This window comes from Methylobacter sp. BlB1 (assembly GCF_015476545.1).
Taxonomy (GTDB): Bacteria; Pseudomonadota; Gammaproteobacteria; order Methylococcales; family Methylomonadaceae; genus Methylobacter.
The window spans coordinates 1-17,260 of the sequence record NZ_JADMKV010000078.1 but is presented as its reverse complement, the minus strand read 5'-3'; the positions used below and the strand labels follow the sequence as shown (position 1 = coordinate 17,260).

Genomic DNA, 17,260 nt, shown 5'->3' with positions numbered 1-17,260 from the left:
CATGCCGAAACGGAAACCATGCCGACCGATGCCTGCCAGTTTTTCTATGAATGCAAATCCTGCGGCACATTGCTCAAACCGAAGCCGGGGGACTGCTGCGTATTTTGCTCTTACGGTTCGGTTAAATGCCCGCCGATCCAGCAACAGGCTTCCTGTTGCACCAGATAGGATAGCAGCGTCAGGCTAAACGATACGATGGGCTTGTGTTGTTTTGATTGACTGTCGCAATACATCAATGATGGACGGGCCTGAAGTCCGGATTCCGTTTGCAATTAGCATGAGCCCATGAAATGAAATGCGAGCCATTATACCTAAACGCCTAAAACGGCAATGATGGGTTAAAAGTCATTGTAAAGCCGTAGGGGATGCGCTTTTTTCCTTATGCATCCAATCATCTGAATGCCTTGATTTAAAAAAACCGCGTTAACCGGATTTGCACATAATCATCTTGGCTCATGCCGGTGAGAATGTCTGTGCTGGGAATGTTTTTGAACAGCCTGGATTCCAGTTCAATTCTCCAGACATCATCGAGTCTGCGGCTGCCTTCAAGACTCACGACCGTGGCTTGGGTGTTTAAGTCGACGGTAACGCCTAGAAGTAATTGAGTATTCTGTTCGTCATTCAGCGACAGGCGCGTACCCAAAAACATATCATTGTCGCCAGGCGTTGGAGGCGCGTCAGAGGCTTGCCTGGGTGTGGATGTATCGCGCCCGTCATATTGATATTCCATTAACAAACCTAACTCGGCGCTGCTTTCAAAAATGCCGTACTGAGTGTATTCAGCGCCTGCAACCACAGCGGCAAAGCGGTTGCCTTGGCCGCTGCGCGTCATTGCTTCAAGTTTGAGCAGCCAGTTTCCCAGTGCGCCTTGCACGTCCAAACTGGTTTGATTGATTAAATCATAGGTTGGAATCAGCGCGGTGGGGAATGGTGAGCCATCAGGGAAGTAGGGCGCCAGCCGAGGTTCGCGGCCAACACCGCTAAAATGCGCAATTCCCACATCCCAATCACCGAAAGTCCGGCTCCAACGCATCGCCCAATCAGGATGAAAGTGACTGATGCCATTAAGATTGGGGTTATCTGTGTCTACGGGGAGTTCGAATCTAATCCGACCATTTGCAGCCGGAAAGGTACGCTCGCGAAAATAAGGCAGATAGAGCAAATTGAAGTTGCCATAGCTGGTCGGGATATTCAAATTCAGCATGGGCTGCCCCAACTTTTCTTCACTGTTGATGTTTTCTACGAAGTCGGCCTGGTTAACGATGTCAATCAGATGCCGTGACTCCGTCACCCCCCAAAACAATCTGCCCACGCCGGCTTGCAGGTTCCAGCCGTCGCCTTTATGCAGCCAGTTGAATTCGCGTAGATCCCAATGCGAGCGGTTGCTGTCCAGGCTGTCATAGCGGCCAAACGGTATCGCGGTAAAGCGGTCTGCGCCATTGTTCCATCCCTGCCGAAACTCGGGCTGTACCATTACAGACGGATCGGCAAAGCTGGTGTTTTGCTCGGGAAAAGCGGCGGGTTCTGCAAACAAACGCAGGTCAAGCGCAGCAAAACCCGACCATTCTGCTGCTTGAACATTGCTGACTGTTAAGAATGACGCTGCAATAATCGTCGCTTTTATGTTCATGTTGTTGGCTAATGTCTTAGTATTTCGGACTATCATTGATGGGCAAACGGTGTCTGCACATCAATTCACGATTATAAAAAGGCGAGCGGCGCGCGATGTTTGCTTCGTCATTCTTTACAGTGTTTACTATTGCACGTTTTTAAGAGCGCTTTCGGAAAAGTCGCTGTCTTGAAAGCCGTTACGGAACCGATAATTACTCCGCTTTAAAGTGGTGCTTTTGCCATTCTGGTGATTGACCATATCCAATTTGCTGGCCCGCCAGTAACGATCAAGGTATTGCTGATAATCACTGAACGTTAAGGTTTTTAACAGCGTATTTTTGCGGTCGTAAAATTCGATTTTGCGCGGTTGATAGATCGTTTTATCGACCCATTCGATTTGCCGGGCGTAACCGGAGTATTCATAAGCCGGCGTATTTTCGACCACAAAACAGTCATTGCCGTCGAGCACTTCATCACGCAGATACTTGTATTTATATTTGTCTACCTCCCAGGAAGCGATGTCTTCAAAGGCAAATTCAGTACCGACAAATGGTCCCGATTTGTTTACTGAAGAAATCCGTTTAACCCGTTTTAATTCAGGCAAATACAGCCACTGATCGTCGGGCTTAAGTCCGTGCGAGAACGTTAGCACAGCCGTACCGTTCACGTCGGCGGGTTTAAGAAAAATCCCTAAATCCTTGTCGCCGTCCTCTGGGACTTCCAGGGTTTTGGTCGAAAATTCACGGATGCTTTCTTCTCCCTGGGCATTGCGCAAGATAAATAAAGAGTCGTTTGAACTGTCGCCAAAGCCGGAATCCCGTCTTTCGGTTTCTTTGGCGATAGCGTAACCTTTTTCTTCCGGGGTTTCGGCATGGAGCGCTGGCGCGGCCAAGGCCAGTAATAAGGCAAAGTAAACTGACTTGTTCATTCGGTTTTCCTTAAAGTTGGGTGTTTTGTACAGGTTTATTAAAAAAATTATGGAGACTGCATTTGATGTCTTCATAGATCAGTAAAATCGGCGGCAACAACAGAAATTCAGCAAATAAGCCCAGGGCAAAAATGATTACCGTCAACAGCCCCATCTCGTAATTGATTTTAAAGCTGGAAAAGGTGAATAACGAAAAGCCCATGATCAAAACGGCCGACGTTACCCACAAGGCATTGCCCACGGTTGCGAAGGCATAATAAAGCGCGGCTTCAGGAGTAAGATTTTTATCTTTTTTCGCATGTTGATATTTGCTGAGAAAATGCACCGTGTCATCCACCAAGATGCCCAAGGTCATCGCCGCTACCACCGATGAGGCCATGCCCACTTGCCCGACGGTCAAGCCCCAAATGCCAAACGCCATGCCGGCCGGGATCAAATTAGGGATAAGGCTGAGCAGTCCCAAGCTGATTGAGCGCAACACCAATATCAAAATCAGCGAGATACAGCTTATGGACATCAATTCACCGCTGATCATGCTGACGATATTGCGCTGGCCGATATGCGAAAAAAGCAAAGATGAGCCGGTGCCATCGCTCTGTTTGATTAACGGGGCGTTGTTTTTTAGCCAAGCTTGCGCCCGAGCCTCCAAATCGATCATTTGCTGGCTGGACAAACTCCGCAAAGTGGCAGTGACACGGGTTGCGGATTTGCTGACATTAACCCGGTCATTCAGATCCAGGCCGTAAGGCAACGACATTTCGAACAGCAGCAGATATTCAGCAGCCATTTTCCGGCTATCCGGTAACCGATACCAGGCCGGATCGTCTCCGTGCATGTTTTGATTCAAACGTTTAAAGATATCGTTGATGGTATAGACATGGAGGGTTTCCGGCTGTTGGCGATACCATTGCACAAACCCCTCGACTTGCTTGAGAAATTCAGGATCGTTAATGCCTTCATCTTCGCCATGCTCTAACGAATAGTCAATGGTGTAAATACCCGTTAAATGCTCAGTGGTGTAATCGGTATCGCGGCGAAATGCGACAGACTCATCGAAATACTTGACGTATTCATCATCGAGCTCATTCAGTGGAATAAAGGAGATCAATGCGACAGTGAACAACAGTAAAAACAGCGATAACGAATAACGGTATTTGATAACGAATCCTGCCAGTCCGGCGAACGTTTTGGTGCCTGCCGCTTCGCTTCGACCCTGTCTTGCAGGCAGCACGGCCATTAATGCCGGTAAAAAGCCAATCGTCAGCAAATAGGCTGCGCCCACCCCCAGGGCGGTAATATTGCCCAAGTCCCGAAAAGGAGGCGCGTCACTGAAATTCATGGATAAAAAACCGATGGCGGTCGTGAGGTTGGTGAAAAAAATCGCCTTGAAATTAATTCTAAGACTTTCCGCAATTGCCGCTCGCTTATCCAGTCCCTGGGCCAGTCCGTTGTAATAAGAGGTTAAAATATGCACCGAATCCGCCACCGCCAAGGTGAGCAGGATAGTCGGCGCGGGAATGCTGGACGGCGAGAAGGCAATATCCAGCCAACCTGCCAAACCGACTGCCGAGCCTATCGAAAGCGTCATCATCAGCAAGGCGGCGAACATGCCCAGCGATGATTTCAAAAACCACCACAAAGCGACAGCGATAATCACCAGCATGGCCGGTGTCAGTGTTTTGAGATCCAGTTCCGAGGACTCCGCAAATGCAGTATCCATAAGAATGGAACCGGTCAGGCGAACATCCAGGTCAGGATGTAACGCTTGCAAATCGCTCACTAGCTTGCGAACGAAAGATGTAGCTTGTAAAGTCTCGGCATCCTGGTCTTTGCCGGGGCGCTGCACTACGACATTAAAGCCCATTACTTTGGCATCGGGCGACACCAGGCGATTAACCAGTAAAGGCTCATTCAGAGTAATCTGCTTGAGATGTGCAATTTCTTGTTCGTTCAATTGAGCGGCATTGCCAATCAAATCACCCACAGTCAGGTCATCGCCTTCCGCGGTGCTGTGCTGAAAGTTGGTAATGGAATCCACCCGTGATGAGTAAGGCGTCTGCCACAAATTTTTAGTTAACTGCTCGGCAATAGCCAGGTTCTGCGCCGTAAAGACATCACCATTTTTAGGCGTTACAACCAATAGAATATTATCGTCTCGCGTGTAGGTTTTTTGTAATTTTTCAAAGGCCATTAACTGGGGATTTTCATCGCTGAAAAACATTCGGTAATCGCTTTTAAAATGTAGGTACCTTACGCCGTATGTTGCCGCCGCAGTTAACGCCAGGCTTAATAGAATAACAAGCCAGGGAAAGCGTAACAGCCAGTCGGAATATTTTCTTAACATTGCATTAATCCCTTATGAAATGGACAAAGTACGTTAATGGTGTCGCTGGATTCTGCTTTTCTCTTGCGTGCTTGCTGATCATATTTTGAAAAAAATTGATCAACTTCCAGCGCTTGCTCTGCCCTAGGTTTTAGATTCTTATCCACCGCTTCAGCCGGGAAAGTCATTGCCGTCTCCCGCAGCTGAAGAGCGCTTTTTTATCATGTTTCATATTTTTCCCTAATGAATCAGATTGTATTAGTGTAGTTAAAATCATGTGAAACGGCTGGCTTTCACTTTAATGCAGATAGCGCCTTGGCGAGCGTATTCACGGTATAAACGATTTCCTCGTCAGCCAGGTTATGGGTAATAAAAAATCGCAGTCGTGAGGCGGCTTCCGGCACCGCCGGATACATAATAGGATGCACGCTGATGCCAGCTTGCGCCAATTTCTGGCCTAATCTTAAACAATGCATGGAATTGCCAAGAATAATGGGCACCACGGCTGTACCGGATGAAGGCCCGGTATCCAGGCCATGCACTTTGGCGCATTCCAAAAACAGCGCCGCCTTTGCCTGCAAACGTTGCGCCCGTTCCGGTTCACGCATCATGATCTTTGCCGAAGCCAGGGCCGCGCCAGTATTCGCGGGGGAAATACCCACGCTGAACAGGACCGTGCCAGGGGCATTGTACTTAAGATTGTCAATTAATGCCTTCGAACCACAGATATAACCGCCGCAGCTCGCAAACGATTTGCTTAAGGTCCCCATCCAGATATCGACTTCCCCGGCGTCGATGCCGAAATGATCGTGCGATCCAAATCCGCGGGGGCCTATAACGCCCGTCGCATGGGCTTCATCGACCATCAACAAGCACTTGTGGCGTTTTTTCACTTCAATAAAGCGCGGCAGATCCGGGATGTCGCCATCCATGCTGTACACGCCTTCAATAATGATCAATACGCGTTGATGCTGTTTACGGTTTTCAACTAACAGCTTTTCTAAGGCGTCATAATCATTGTGCGGAAAAGCGAGCCTGCGGGCGCCGGACAGTTGGCAGCCGGTAACCACACTGTTATGGATCAAACTGTCATGCAATAGCAGGTCATTGGGCCCAAACAAATGCCCGATCACTGAAACATTGGTCGCATAACCGCTGACCAGGGCCACGCAATCTTCCGTACCGTGGATATGCGCCAGCGCGGCTTCGAGTTCCCGGTGTAATGGGATTTCGCCGGATACAATACGGCTTGCCGAAACCGATGTGCCATATCGATCGACAGCGGCCTTGGCGCCAGCCGATACCTCGGGATGACCGGATAAGCCCAGATAGTTGTAGCCGGAGTAATTGATGTAATCTTTTCCGTTGATATGGGTAAGGTGATCGCTAACGCCTTCATGCGCACTGAAATAAGGGTTATCCATGGCCAGCGCTTTAAAGGTTTCCATTTGTTCCATCAACATACGATAACCTGGAAATTTATCGACCCGATAATAGTCTTCGGGAATTTCGCCGGCTTCTTGCTCGGCGGCCTGTCCTTGGCCCTTGCGCGCCAGCAACTGTTTAAGCAGCAAGCGTTTCTTTTCCTCGGTCATGTCGGCCATGTTGACTGCCTGGTTGGACATCTTATTTCTCCTCTTCCTTTAAAATGTGATTAAGCAAAATATCTATTTCTTCTGTCGGCATACGGTCAATCAAACGGCTGGCTTACCGGAACATTGTTGCCACGGGCTGCGGACATGGATTGAATGGCGCGATCCAATAGCAAGTTAGCTGGACGGATCAAATTATGGCAGCGCGTCTTCTCTTCGGAGACAAGGGCCAAGTCGGCCTCTTGAGTGGGCATGTTATTTTTCCTCTTCCAACAATATTTCTTTAAGCAGAATGTCGATTTCCTCGGCAGACATACGGTCAACAAAAGAGGCTTCATGGCTTTCTGTATTGGAACCCGCTCTTTCCGAAGCTAAAAGTGTGCGGTCCATCAGCAGCGTTGCCAAATGAATCAAATCCTGGCTACGCATCAGTTCAAGGGTGGAAATCCGAACCCCAAAAACCTGGTAAATGGCTGCCTGCAATTCCGCCGACATCAATGAATCCACGCCCATCTGGGATAACGACGCTAGCGGGTCGATCTTGGCCGCCGGGATACGCAGTATTTTTGCGACTTGCTCAACAAGGGCCTGGCTCATCGCCGGCTTTTGTTCTTCCGCGGACAATTGGCTGATTGCCTGGCATAGTTCAGTGAGCGAATTGCTTGCGGCGCCGCCAGCCGCCATCAGCTTTGAGAACCGAGGAGAATTTCCTCCTGTGGGCTCGAATTCTTGCCAGCGTGACCAGACATAGTTCATCAAGCCATATTGCGGCAATTCGATGTCGCGTAAATGCGACCAGGCGTCCAGGGCCTGCTCCGCGGTGATGGCATATATTCCCATCACCTCCAGATGTTTAGCCACTTCGGCGCTTTCCACCGCCATGCCGGTAGCAATCGCCCCCCAGTTAATGGACGTGGCCGGCAGCCCTAAGGCTTTACGATGACTTGCCAAGGCATCCAGGAAGGCGTTGGCTGCGACATAATTGGCCTGGCGGGCATTGCCGATCAGCGCGGAAACCGAAGAGAACAACATGAAAAAGTCCAGGGCCTGATTTTGCGTGTGCTTGTGCAAGTGCCACGCCCCTAATGCCTTTGCTTTCATTACCGGCGCCAGGCGTTCAGGATTCAGCTCGGATATCGGCGCATCGTCCAGCACTGCAGCCGCATGCAGCACACCTTTAAGGGGCGGCATTTCAGCGGCCACTTGTGCCAGCAGAGCTGCTACCTGCGCTTCGTCTGTTATATCGGCGGCTGCCGCCAGCACTCGCACACCTTGCTGTTCCAAGGATTGCACTGCGGCTTTTGCACTCTCATCCGCTGCGCCACGACGGCCGACTAATACCAAATGTCTGGCGCCCCGTCTGGCCAGCCAGTGCGCCGTTTCCAATCCAAAACCGCCAAAGCCGCCGGTAATCAGATAGGTGGCTTGCGCATCAAACAGCATGGCGGGGCTATCGTCCCTTACCGCAATCTCTGCTTTATCGGTCAAAGATAAAACCGGTACTTTGCCAACGGTCTCTGCATTGATGGCGGTTAACCAGGCTAAACCTTCATGCGCTGTCAACACTTGCGCTAATGAAAAGTCTTTCTGGCTCAAAACCCATAATTGCCCCACTTCCGCCAGCAACTGCCCAAACAGCCGAGGGGCGGTAAATGCCAGTTTTAATGCGCTGATAGCGAAGTTGCTGTTCAAGCTTCCGGATGCGGATGTAGTGCCGGTCTTATCCGTCAAAATCAGCTCATGGACGCCAGGATCGAGCAAATTGTCGACAGCCATTTGCTTAATCCCGTTATCGCCATGCACCCAAGCCCGAATAGACTGATCCTTAGCGGCATCCTGCAATAGGACAGGGAAATCAGGCAGGTGGTCAGCGCTGACAGACCCGTCATTCAATAACTGCGGATTTGCCTCATGACTATAAAATCGGGAGCTCGCCTCCAACCAGCGGGCAATCGCCTGAACCGCTACCGCGCTCGCCCCCAAGGCCGCATCGATTAACACCGTCTCGCCGGGCGCAATGCGGGCAATCGTGTGTAAGGCGTAATAGGCAGGAATTAATGTGGTCGTTAACGCAGCAACTTCGGCGTGGGCCAAGGCAGGAAAATGGCTGGCCGGAAACACCCGCTCAACAGGGCAGACGACATGCGATGCCGGCCTGCCTTCGATAGCCGCAATCACCTTGTCGCCGACAGACCTCTGATTACTATTGTCAGCCGCTGCCGTTATCACGCCGGTGGCGAAATAACCTTGCAGGTTATCGTCATCGTCTTCGGCGTTCAAATTAACGCCGGTTAAATTAATATAATCCAACGCAACCGTCACCTCGCCTGCTTTCGGCAGGGGACACGGCATGGCATGGAATTCGGCGTGGCCTTGTACTTGAAACGCCTGGACTTCATTGCCGCTTAAGGTTTTGTGCTCGACAAAATGAGGTTCAAGCACCAGTCGATCCAAACGATGCACATAACGCTCATTACCGCGTAAAGCCACATCATCCTCGTCATCATCGGCAAGCAATTCCTGGGCTAATAAGCTAATGTTTGGCTGAGTGCCAATGGCGGCCAAATCAATCAAGGTACAACGCAACGCGGGGTATTCATTGAAAGCCACGCGCGCCAGACCGATCAATGGCGTTTGAGCCAGATTATCGATAACATCCATTTTCGATAACACCTGCGCGCCTTCAGTGACCATATATAAGCGGGGGGCTTGTTCATCGAATTCGCTGGATAGCAGTTGGATGACTTGCAACGCCGCACTCGCTTGATCGATGCCCACCGGATCATCCTGGCTTGCGCGACGGTCCAGACCCCATAAGTAAACGACGCCTGCACAATGGTTGGCTTTGGCTTTTTGCAAAACCAGCCGCAAATGATTCAACTCATTTTCGCTCAGCTGCCGTACGACTCCCGGTTCACTTTGATAAGCATCAGAGCTTGGCACCCTTATAACCTGATTGGCAGGATTGGTTTCCAGCTCTCGACATAGCGAATCTCCAATTCCCTGCATATCACTAAATACCAGCCAGCAACCGGTTTTTTTGGCCATGTTGCCCGGTAATGCCTGTGCTGACCACTGCCATGCATAAGTCCATTGTTTGAGTTGTTCGCCGGGATCTTCCTTTTGCGTCGAAAGCGCGCGGCATCGTAAGCCTGCAACTTCAACTAATAAGTTGCCCGTATCATCAAATAAACTTAAATTGCCGACGATGCCTTGATCGCTGATGCGAGTGAGCTTGCCATGACACCAGAATGCCGTGCCTGGTTTGCAGTGATAAGCGATGCGCTTGATGGTTACCGGCATGTAAAACTTGTCATTCTTTGCAAGCGCGGCGATCAATGACTGAAAACAACCGTCCAGCAGGCTGGGATGTAAACAGTAATCGGCATTATCTGTTAATAAACCGGAGTGTAATTCGATCCGCGCCAGCACTTCATTCTGCCGGCGTTGCAGATGGCGAATGGTACGAAAGTATTGGCCATAGCGTAAGCCGCGCTTTGCCAAATCGGTATACAACTTATCGATGTCGACAATCTCGCTGCAGCGGCTGGCTATATCTTCACGGCTTACGGTCTGAATGATGACTTCCTCACTTTCAACAACCTTGCCGGAAGCGTGTAGCCTCCAGCCCAACTGATCGTCGGAATCACGGCTGAAAAAGGTATATTCGCCACTGTTCTGATCCAGGGCCACGTGGATAACTTGCTCACTGCCGTTATCATTCAATACTAAGGCTTGATTGAAATTCAGTTGTTCCAGGGCACATTGACTGTGGCCGGCAAGTTGCCGGAAGGCCGCTAAACCGGCTTCCACATAAGCGGCACCCGGTATGACCACCAGGCCGTCAACTTGATGATCGTTCAGATACGGCAACATTTGATGATTAGCCGTGCTTTGCCAAGTTGGTCTGGGATCGGGTAACCGGCGATCCAATAAAGGATGGATCGGCCCGCCGACGCGATCCGATTTGGATTCTTGGCTTTCACTCCAATAGGTTTCCCGTTGCCATGGATAGGTCGGCAACTTGATATAGCGGGCATCGGCTGCAAACAACTTGTGCCAGTCGATTTTGCAACCCGCGACATACATTTCTGCCAAAGCCAGATTCAAGGTAAGGCGTTCAGGTTTATCCCTGCGCAATGAAGCAAAACTTTGGGGTTGAATGCCCTGTTGACGACAGCATTCTTTAATGGATGTAGACAGCACCGGATGCGGCCCCACTTCCAGGAAAGCCCGGTGGCCATCGCGCAATAAACTGGCCATTGCCTTGGCAAAATAAACCGGCTCGCGGATATTGTTGCACCAGTATTCGGCATCGAAAAGCACTTCGCTGACCAAGTCACCGGTAACGGTGGAATATAACGGGATTTTTGGCAATCCGGGTTTTAACCCCGCCAATACCGCTCTGATTTCAGGCTTGAGCGGTTCCATAAAAGGGCTGTGGTAAGCCACTTCAACCTGCAAAAAGCGGTTAAACTCGCCTATTTCGGTCAAATACGCCGCAATGGCCTCCAGACTATTCGCATCACCCGCTAAAGTAAGTGATGACGGACCATTGATGGCCGCAATCGAAACCTCGCCCTGCGTCAGTTCCAATAACTCACTGCATTGCTCCTGACTTAACCCCACCGCCAACATTTTGCCCAGGCCCGCGGCTTTTTTCTGAATACGGCTACGTTGATAGCTGACTAATACCGCCTCTTCGAGACTTAACACGCCTGCGGCATAAGCGGCACTGACTTCCCCAACGCTGTGACCGACAATCGCCGCAGGCTCTATGCCGAGTGAGCGCCAAAGTGCCGTTAAACCCACCTGAATCACAAAATTAGCCGGTTGTGCGATAGTGGTGTCGGAAATATTGGAAGCCTCCTGATCCAGGAGCATTTCATCTAATATCGACCAGCCCGCTACCTGTCTGAAAATTGCATCGCATTCTTCAACGGCTGTCCGATAGACGGCTTCGTTTTGGTATAACTCCCGCCCCATGGCCCACCATTGCGGGCCCATCCCGGTGTAAACAAAGACAGGTTTTTGATTTAATTCGCCGGCTACTTTGCCTGAAGCCAGCCACTCGCCTGTGCCTTGTTCGGCAAAAGACTGCAGTTGATTGCGCATTTCCGGCCAGGTTGCGCCCACGACCGCCATCCGATGGTTGTGATGCCCTCGACGGCAAGCCGCTGAATAGCCAAGATCAGATAATTTGACAGGCAGATGTTCATCAAAGCGGGCTAACCAGGCTTTCGCCAAATCGGTTAAAGCCCCTTCGCTACGCGCTGATAAAGGTAAACAATAAATTTTGCCGGGCAGGTCGGGAGTCCGTTCTGCTGATTCGGCTTGCGGGGCGTTTTGTAAAATGGCGTGCGCATTGGTGCCGCCGTAGCCGAATGAATTCACGCCGGCACAGACTTTATCCTCGGTCGGCGCCAAGGCTTCCAATTGCCGAGGGAGTTTCAGACCCAATTCAGCAAATGGAATATCAGGATTGGGCGTGGTCAAATTCGCTTGGGGCGGCACTTGACGATGTGATAAGCACAATGCCGTTTTAATAACGCCAGCGACACCCGCCGCCGCTTCAAGATGTCCAATGCTGGCCTTAACCGAGCCGAGCAGACAAGCGTGTCGCTCATCATGTTGTCCTAATGCGGTACCCAACGCCCTGGCTTCCAGGGGATCACCGACGGGTGTACCGGTGCCGTGGGCTTCAAAGTAATAAATATCATTGGTATCGATGGCGTATTTCTCGAAAACCTGCTGGATTAGTGCAGTTTGCGATTCAGGATTGGGTACGGTAATCCCGTTAGTTCTTCCATCCTGATTGACGCCCGTACCGCGCACCAATGCATAAATTGAGTCACCATCACGCAACGCCTCCGACAACCGTTTCAGCACCACCACACCGGCGCCTTCACCGCGGCCATAACCATTAGCGCTGGCATCAAAACTTTTACTGCGTGCGTCTGGGGCAAGAAAACCGCCTTTGCACATGGCAATCGGGTATTCGGGACGCATCATCACGTTAACGCCGCCCGCCAGCGCCAGATCACATTCGCCATTCCATATCGCTTGACAAGCCTGATGCAATGCGACTAAAGAAGAAGAGCAGGCGGTATCCATACTGACGCTCGGGCCGCGCAGGTCTAACACATAAGATATGCGGTTAGACAAAATCGTCATGGTTGAACCAATCGCAGTATGCGTGCCAATCAACTGCCGATTCATCTTCCCCATTTGGGTCAGTTTATGATCTAGCGTGAAAGCCCCGATAAAAACGCCAGTATTAGATCCTGCCAGGGATTCGTAAGGAATGCCCGCATCTTCCAAGGCTTCCCAGCTGGTTTCCAATAACAAGCGTTGCTGAGGATCCATACATTCGGCTTCGCGCGGTGCAATGCCAAAGAACAGCGCATCAAACTCATCAACGCGCTGTTGCAAAAAACCGCCTTGTTTAACATACATTTTGCCTGGTTTACGGGTATCTGCATCGTAAAACCGGCGTAGATTCCAGCGCTCAGGAGGAATGTCAACGATGGCATCGCTGCCGGATCTGAGCATCTCCCAAAAGCTTTCAGGATTATTAGCATTGCCAGGAAAACGGCAGCCGATACCTATTAATGCAATAGGATCAGCTATTCTTTGATTATAATTAACTTTGTTTTCTTTCATCGTAATATCCTTTTAATGCTCTTTTATATATACATCAAATATATTTATTTAATCGACTATAACTGGGAATAACCATATTAATTTGTCTTTATTACAATTTATGCATCATATTTATTACAATTCATGCATTCATTTCCCATTAATATATTATTTGGTTACCAGTTTAATCTGGTGGCTTATAAAAAAAAGGTAATATTCAATTAACAAAAACGGTAATATTTAACTGACGAGACCGCCTCATCTTTCTTCAACGTGGCATATGACGATTAGTCTTCAAAAAGAAACCACTTTCACAGGTCAAATTCTCTCTTCTGCGAAAGCCATGCCGGATTTCCCGTGACTACCGCAACCTAAACACAGTGGCTGAACCGAAAACGGATTTGGGGCTGAAGTGTTTCTCGCCCTTTGTGACGACCTTGGCTAACTGGCGTGATGAGATCACTAACTATTTCAGCCGGCGAGAAACTAGCGGGTTTGTCGAAGGGTTGAACAACAAGATCAAAGTGATCAAGCGCCGCTGTTACGGCATTTATAACCTGGGTCGATTATGCCAGCATATTTGGCTTGATGTTCAGGGTCGCCAGGTCTTGTTTGCGGGACACTAGCTATTGGGGTTACCGCGGGAAATCCGGAAGAGTCTTAAAATAGAGCGGACGGATTTACATGACGCGGCCGTGGGCCGCTTCGGATAAGCCGGATTTCATGTCGAGGCTTGCGCGCTGATAGGCGCCGGGCTGCTGGCCGATGATTTTCTTGAAGGCTTTCGAAAAAGCCGACTCGGACTGGTAGCCGACCTTTTCGGCAGTCTGGGTAATGCTCCTTCCCTGGCGCAACAGTTGGGCGGCTATTTTCATGCGCACCATCGCGAGAAAAAGATTGGGCGACTGTCCGGAAATCCTGCTGAAACGCTTGAAAAACGTGGCTCTGGACATGTGGCTGAAATCCGCCATCGCCTCGACCGGCCAGGATTTTTCAGGCTCCCTGATCATGGCTTCCAGCAGTCTGGCAAACTCGGGGCTTTGCACCACGGCCCATAAACCCGCCGATATCTTTTGAGTCGATGCCAGTTGCCGGATAGCGTAGAAGAACAACAGGTCCGTCAGACGCACGATCAGCGGTGAAGGCGCATCACCCGCGCTTTTCGCTTCCACCAGAATGAGATCGAATATGGCGCGGGCGCCGGCCAGTTCCTCATTGTCGGAGCGAATGACCAGGTAATCGGGAAAAGAGCTCAGCAGCATTTCGCTCAAACCGGACCTAAAGTTGAAAAAGCCGCACACTAACGCGACCGCATCGGGTATGGACTCGTCGATCGGCGTCATCTGCCCTTCCCTGATGCGGCAGAGCGAGGGATCATCGGGCGATTCGCTCGGATTCAGATAATGCAAAGTCTCTCTCAGAAAGAAAACGGCATCGCCCTGCTCCAGCGGAATGCTCTCCCGGCTTTCGGGCAAATGCAGCCAGCAGTTGCCTTTCAGGACCAGGTGGAAGCCTGCGCGCATAAACCCCGACGGAGCGGCCCGCCAGGTCCCGCAGTACTGGCCGGCATGGAACAGGGTCGTTTCGAGCTCAAGGCTGGACAGCAGCCAATGAACCAAATGATCTGTTGATGGTTGCATTTTATTCTCTCCAAACACGGGTTCAGCCTGCAAAAGCTGTCGATTGACGGCACGTCAGCCGTTAAATACAGGCGCAAAGTATATGAATTGCCTTGGGCTTTAAAAAATGATCTTTTTAGAACCCAATATCTGATATGGTGATATAGTTAAAGGAAAATATCAGTTTAAAGAAATGCTAATTAAGATCCATGCCCGTTGCTGGTGTTATGCAATGCGTACGTGTAGGCTGGGTTGGAGCCTTAGCGGAAACCCGGCATGGGCGGCTTTGAAAAACAGCCTAGCCGTCTATTTATTCATGGCTTTCAGTTTTACGAAAGAAACCGGCAGGGATTCTACCGGCACCCGCTCTTGCTGAGGCAATCCGAATTGGCCAGCATCAAACCAGCGCGTGTTGCTCAGCCACAAGCCCTGAAATTCGACGCCGTGTTCCCGGTTGACAATGACGGTTTTCTGCCGGCGGGCGTCCATGAAGACGAGCCGGTTGTCCGGCCCGATCCAGGTTTTCAGCAGCGCCTGAAAATCCTGGCTGTGCAGCAGATCCGGGTTGTGCCGCAGGATGGGGCGCAGGTAATCATGGGCGGCATGCCAGCTGTCGGAACGCCCCTGCACCCGGCATTCGATATCCAGCGTGCCGTTGTGCACCATGTAAACATCAGGCGTCACCCTGAAAGGATGCGTATTGGCGGCCGTGATGCCGCCCCGCGTGCGCAGCCGCAAATGAATGACGCATTCCTGATCCTCCACGCTTCTGTAAGCCCGGTGCAATGCGTTAAAGCAGGTTGTGCGCCGCCGCGTGACGTTAACCCAGCTCGCCCCGCCGAAAGCCATCAGGCCGAATCCGTCGGGGTTATGCTCGGCAGCTGACCGCAGCAGATCTACAGGCACCTCTGCATGCCTCGGTTTATGTATGATCAGACACATAGGCTAATTCTCATGGATCGTCTATACATTAATGATTCAGACTCAAATTCATGAATAGGCTCAGCAAAGCGCGGCCGCTAGGAAGCCGCCGGAAAATGAAATATGCGCCTGTTGAACGGGTCTTCCTGATGAGTCAGCCCCAGATTTTCTCTCAGCGTTGCCCCTTCGTACTCGGTACGGAACAGACCCCGGCGCTGCAATTCGGGAATGACCAGATTGACGAAATCGTCCAGGCTGCCGGGCAGGCAGGGCGGCATGATGTTGAACCCGTCGACAGCGCCGCTGACGAACCAGTCTTCCAGTTGATCCGCGATGGATGCCGGCGTGCCTATCATCGCCTGCTGAAACCCTGCGCCGGCAGCGCCCGTGTAATAAGGCCTGTCAGCCTGCGACCGAAGCATTTCATATTTGTCGCGGGCCTCGCGCTCGGTCCTGCCGATCACCGGAAGCACGGCCGATAGGATTTTAGTCTGTTCCGGCGAACGCCCGTATTTGATTAATTTGCCTTTCAGCTTCGAATAGAAGGCTTTGGCGGCTTCGAGCGCGTGCTGTGCCGTGAACACCAAATCGGCTGTCTGTGCGGCCAATTCCACGGCGGCGTCCGATACCCCTGACTGAACCATAACGGGGCAGCCATGATAAGACGCCGCAATATCACCCGCCCTGTGAGCTGAGCAGTTTTGCAGATCGTAAACGTAAGCTTCATGTTTCCAGCTATCCCAAATGCTCGCGAGAACATCAAGATATTGGCCGGCGCTCTCGAAATGCGCTCTGTATTCGATCTGATTGTATAGGCTGGGGTACTTGGATTTGGCATTGTCGGGAATCGAGACCAGATTGCATCCGGCGCGGCCGCCACTGATGTGATCAAGCGACGCGAATTTACTGGCCAGGTTGTAAGGGTCGGCATGGGCAATGGAAGCGGTTGCGATAAGGCCGATGCGTTCAGTGGCGTGAGAGAGTGCTGTCAACAGCGTGACAGTCTCGAAATGATCCACCGGGCTGGTTAGATCTAAGGCTTCATTATTGCTTGCGGACAGATCCGCGGTATCGGCAAGGAATATGGCATCGAATTTGCCGCGCTCGGCTGTTTTCGCGATCCGGATATAATGCGCCAAATTCAATTCTGCGTATTCAGATGCCTCATTATGGCGCCAGGCCGCCAGATGGCGGCTGTCGCCAGGCAAGAACACGCTCAATTTCAGCCGTTTTTTTTCGCTTCTCGTTACACTCATGACTGACTCTACCTTCGTTATAGCAATGCTTCTATGGAGCAATGCAATGGCTGTGCCATTGTTCTGGGCAGATCAGGCAGCGCCGGCAAGGCGATTGATAGGGTATTGTTGCTGTTTATGCAGCACCTGCTGGTACAGCGCTGTTGTTGTAAAAGCAGAGCTGGAGAGCCCAGCGGAACCTGTGGGGCGACTTTAGTCGCCTTTTAATCCATAGGCGACTGCCAACAATAGGCATTTTTGGCGAAACCGCCTCTGCAAGTTTTAAAAACTGATGTTACGACGAGCGCCTTGTCCCGTTGGCCGCGCCGAGCAGCGCAGCTTTTAGCGGCGGTAGGCTGGGTTGCTAAACCCGGCATTTGGAGTCTCCC

At 51.0% G+C, this 17,260-nt stretch carries 12 protein-coding genes; 2 read left to right on the top strand and 10 right to left on the bottom strand.

What is annotated here, in order from left to right; genetic code table 11:
* On the top strand, window positions 1-168 hold a 168-nt coding region (locus tag IT781_RS22745), incomplete at its 5' end, for a GDCCVxC domain-containing (seleno)protein (RefSeq protein ID WP_305076263.1).
* A gap of 241 nt (window positions 169-409) precedes the next feature.
* On the opposite strand, the gene IT781_RS19555 is transcribed toward IT781_RS22745, so the two are convergent.
* From IT781_RS19555 to IT781_RS19525, 7 genes are all read right to left on the bottom strand, one after another.
* Complete coding sequence (locus IT781_RS19555; protein WP_194971863.1) at window positions 410-1,630, bottom strand: hypothetical protein; 1,221 nt, start codon at window positions 1,628-1,630, stop codon at window positions 410-412.
* A gap of 126 nt (window positions 1,631-1,756) precedes the next feature.
* Entirely contained in the window at window positions 1,757-2,539 is a 783-nt protein-coding gene (locus IT781_RS19550) for an outer membrane lipoprotein-sorting protein (RefSeq protein WP_194971862.1), read from the bottom strand.
* A 10-nt stretch (window positions 2,540-2,549) separates the two neighbouring features.
* The gene (locus tag IT781_RS19545; protein WP_228779288.1) at window positions 2,550-4,760 is read right to left on the bottom strand and encodes an RND family transporter; all 2,211 of its coding nucleotides are present in this window, start codon (window positions 4,758-4,760) and stop codon (window positions 2,550-2,552) included.
* Between the two features lie 116 nt (window positions 4,761-4,876).
* The gene (locus IT781_RS19540) at window positions 4,877-5,050 is read right to left on the bottom strand and encodes a hypothetical protein (RefSeq protein ID WP_194971860.1); all 174 of its coding nucleotides are present in this window, start codon (window positions 5,048-5,050) and stop codon (window positions 4,877-4,879) included.
* A 105-nt stretch (window positions 5,051-5,155) separates the two neighbouring features.
* The gene (locus IT781_RS19535) at window positions 5,156-6,487 is read right to left on the bottom strand and encodes an aminotransferase class I/II-fold pyridoxal phosphate-dependent enzyme (protein ID WP_194971859.1); all 1,332 of its coding nucleotides are present in this window, start codon (window positions 6,485-6,487) and stop codon (window positions 5,156-5,158) included.
* Window positions 6,488-6,552: 65 nt separating this feature from the next.
* Window positions 6,553-6,708, bottom strand: coding sequence for a hypothetical protein (locus IT781_RS19530; RefSeq protein ID WP_194971858.1), 156 nt, complete (start codon window positions 6,706-6,708; stop codon window positions 6,553-6,555).
* A gap of 1 nt (window position 6,709) precedes the next feature.
* On the bottom strand, window positions 6,710-13,117 hold the full coding sequence (locus IT781_RS19525) for a type I polyketide synthase (protein ID WP_194971857.1): 6,408 nt from the start codon (window positions 13,115-13,117) through the stop codon (window positions 6,710-6,712).
* A 359-nt stretch (window positions 13,118-13,476) separates the two neighbouring features.
* On the opposite strand from IT781_RS19525, the gene IT781_RS22920 reads away from it, so the two are divergent.
* Complete coding sequence (locus tag IT781_RS22920) at window positions 13,477-13,722, top strand: transposase (protein ID WP_194971856.1); 246 nt, start codon at window positions 13,477-13,479, stop codon at window positions 13,720-13,722.
* Window positions 13,723-13,776: 54 nt separating this feature from the next.
* Here the strand turns inward: IT781_RS22920 and IT781_RS19515 are convergent, their stop codons facing one another.
* The 3 genes from IT781_RS19515 to IT781_RS19505 form a co-directional block, all read right to left on the bottom strand.
* On the bottom strand, window positions 13,777-14,736 hold the full coding sequence (locus IT781_RS19515; protein ID WP_194971855.1) for an AraC family transcriptional regulator: 960 nt from the start codon (window positions 14,734-14,736) through the stop codon (window positions 13,777-13,779).
* A 285-nt stretch (window positions 14,737-15,021) separates the two neighbouring features.
* Entirely contained in the window at window positions 15,022-15,657 is a 636-nt protein-coding gene (locus tag IT781_RS19510) for a class II glutamine amidotransferase (protein WP_194971854.1), read from the bottom strand.
* A gap of 77 nt (window positions 15,658-15,734) precedes the next feature.
* Complete coding sequence (locus tag IT781_RS19505) at window positions 15,735-16,892, bottom strand: LLM class flavin-dependent oxidoreductase (protein ID WP_194971853.1); 1,158 nt, start codon at window positions 16,890-16,892, stop codon at window positions 15,735-15,737.
* Window positions 16,893-17,260 lie beyond the last annotated feature (368 nt).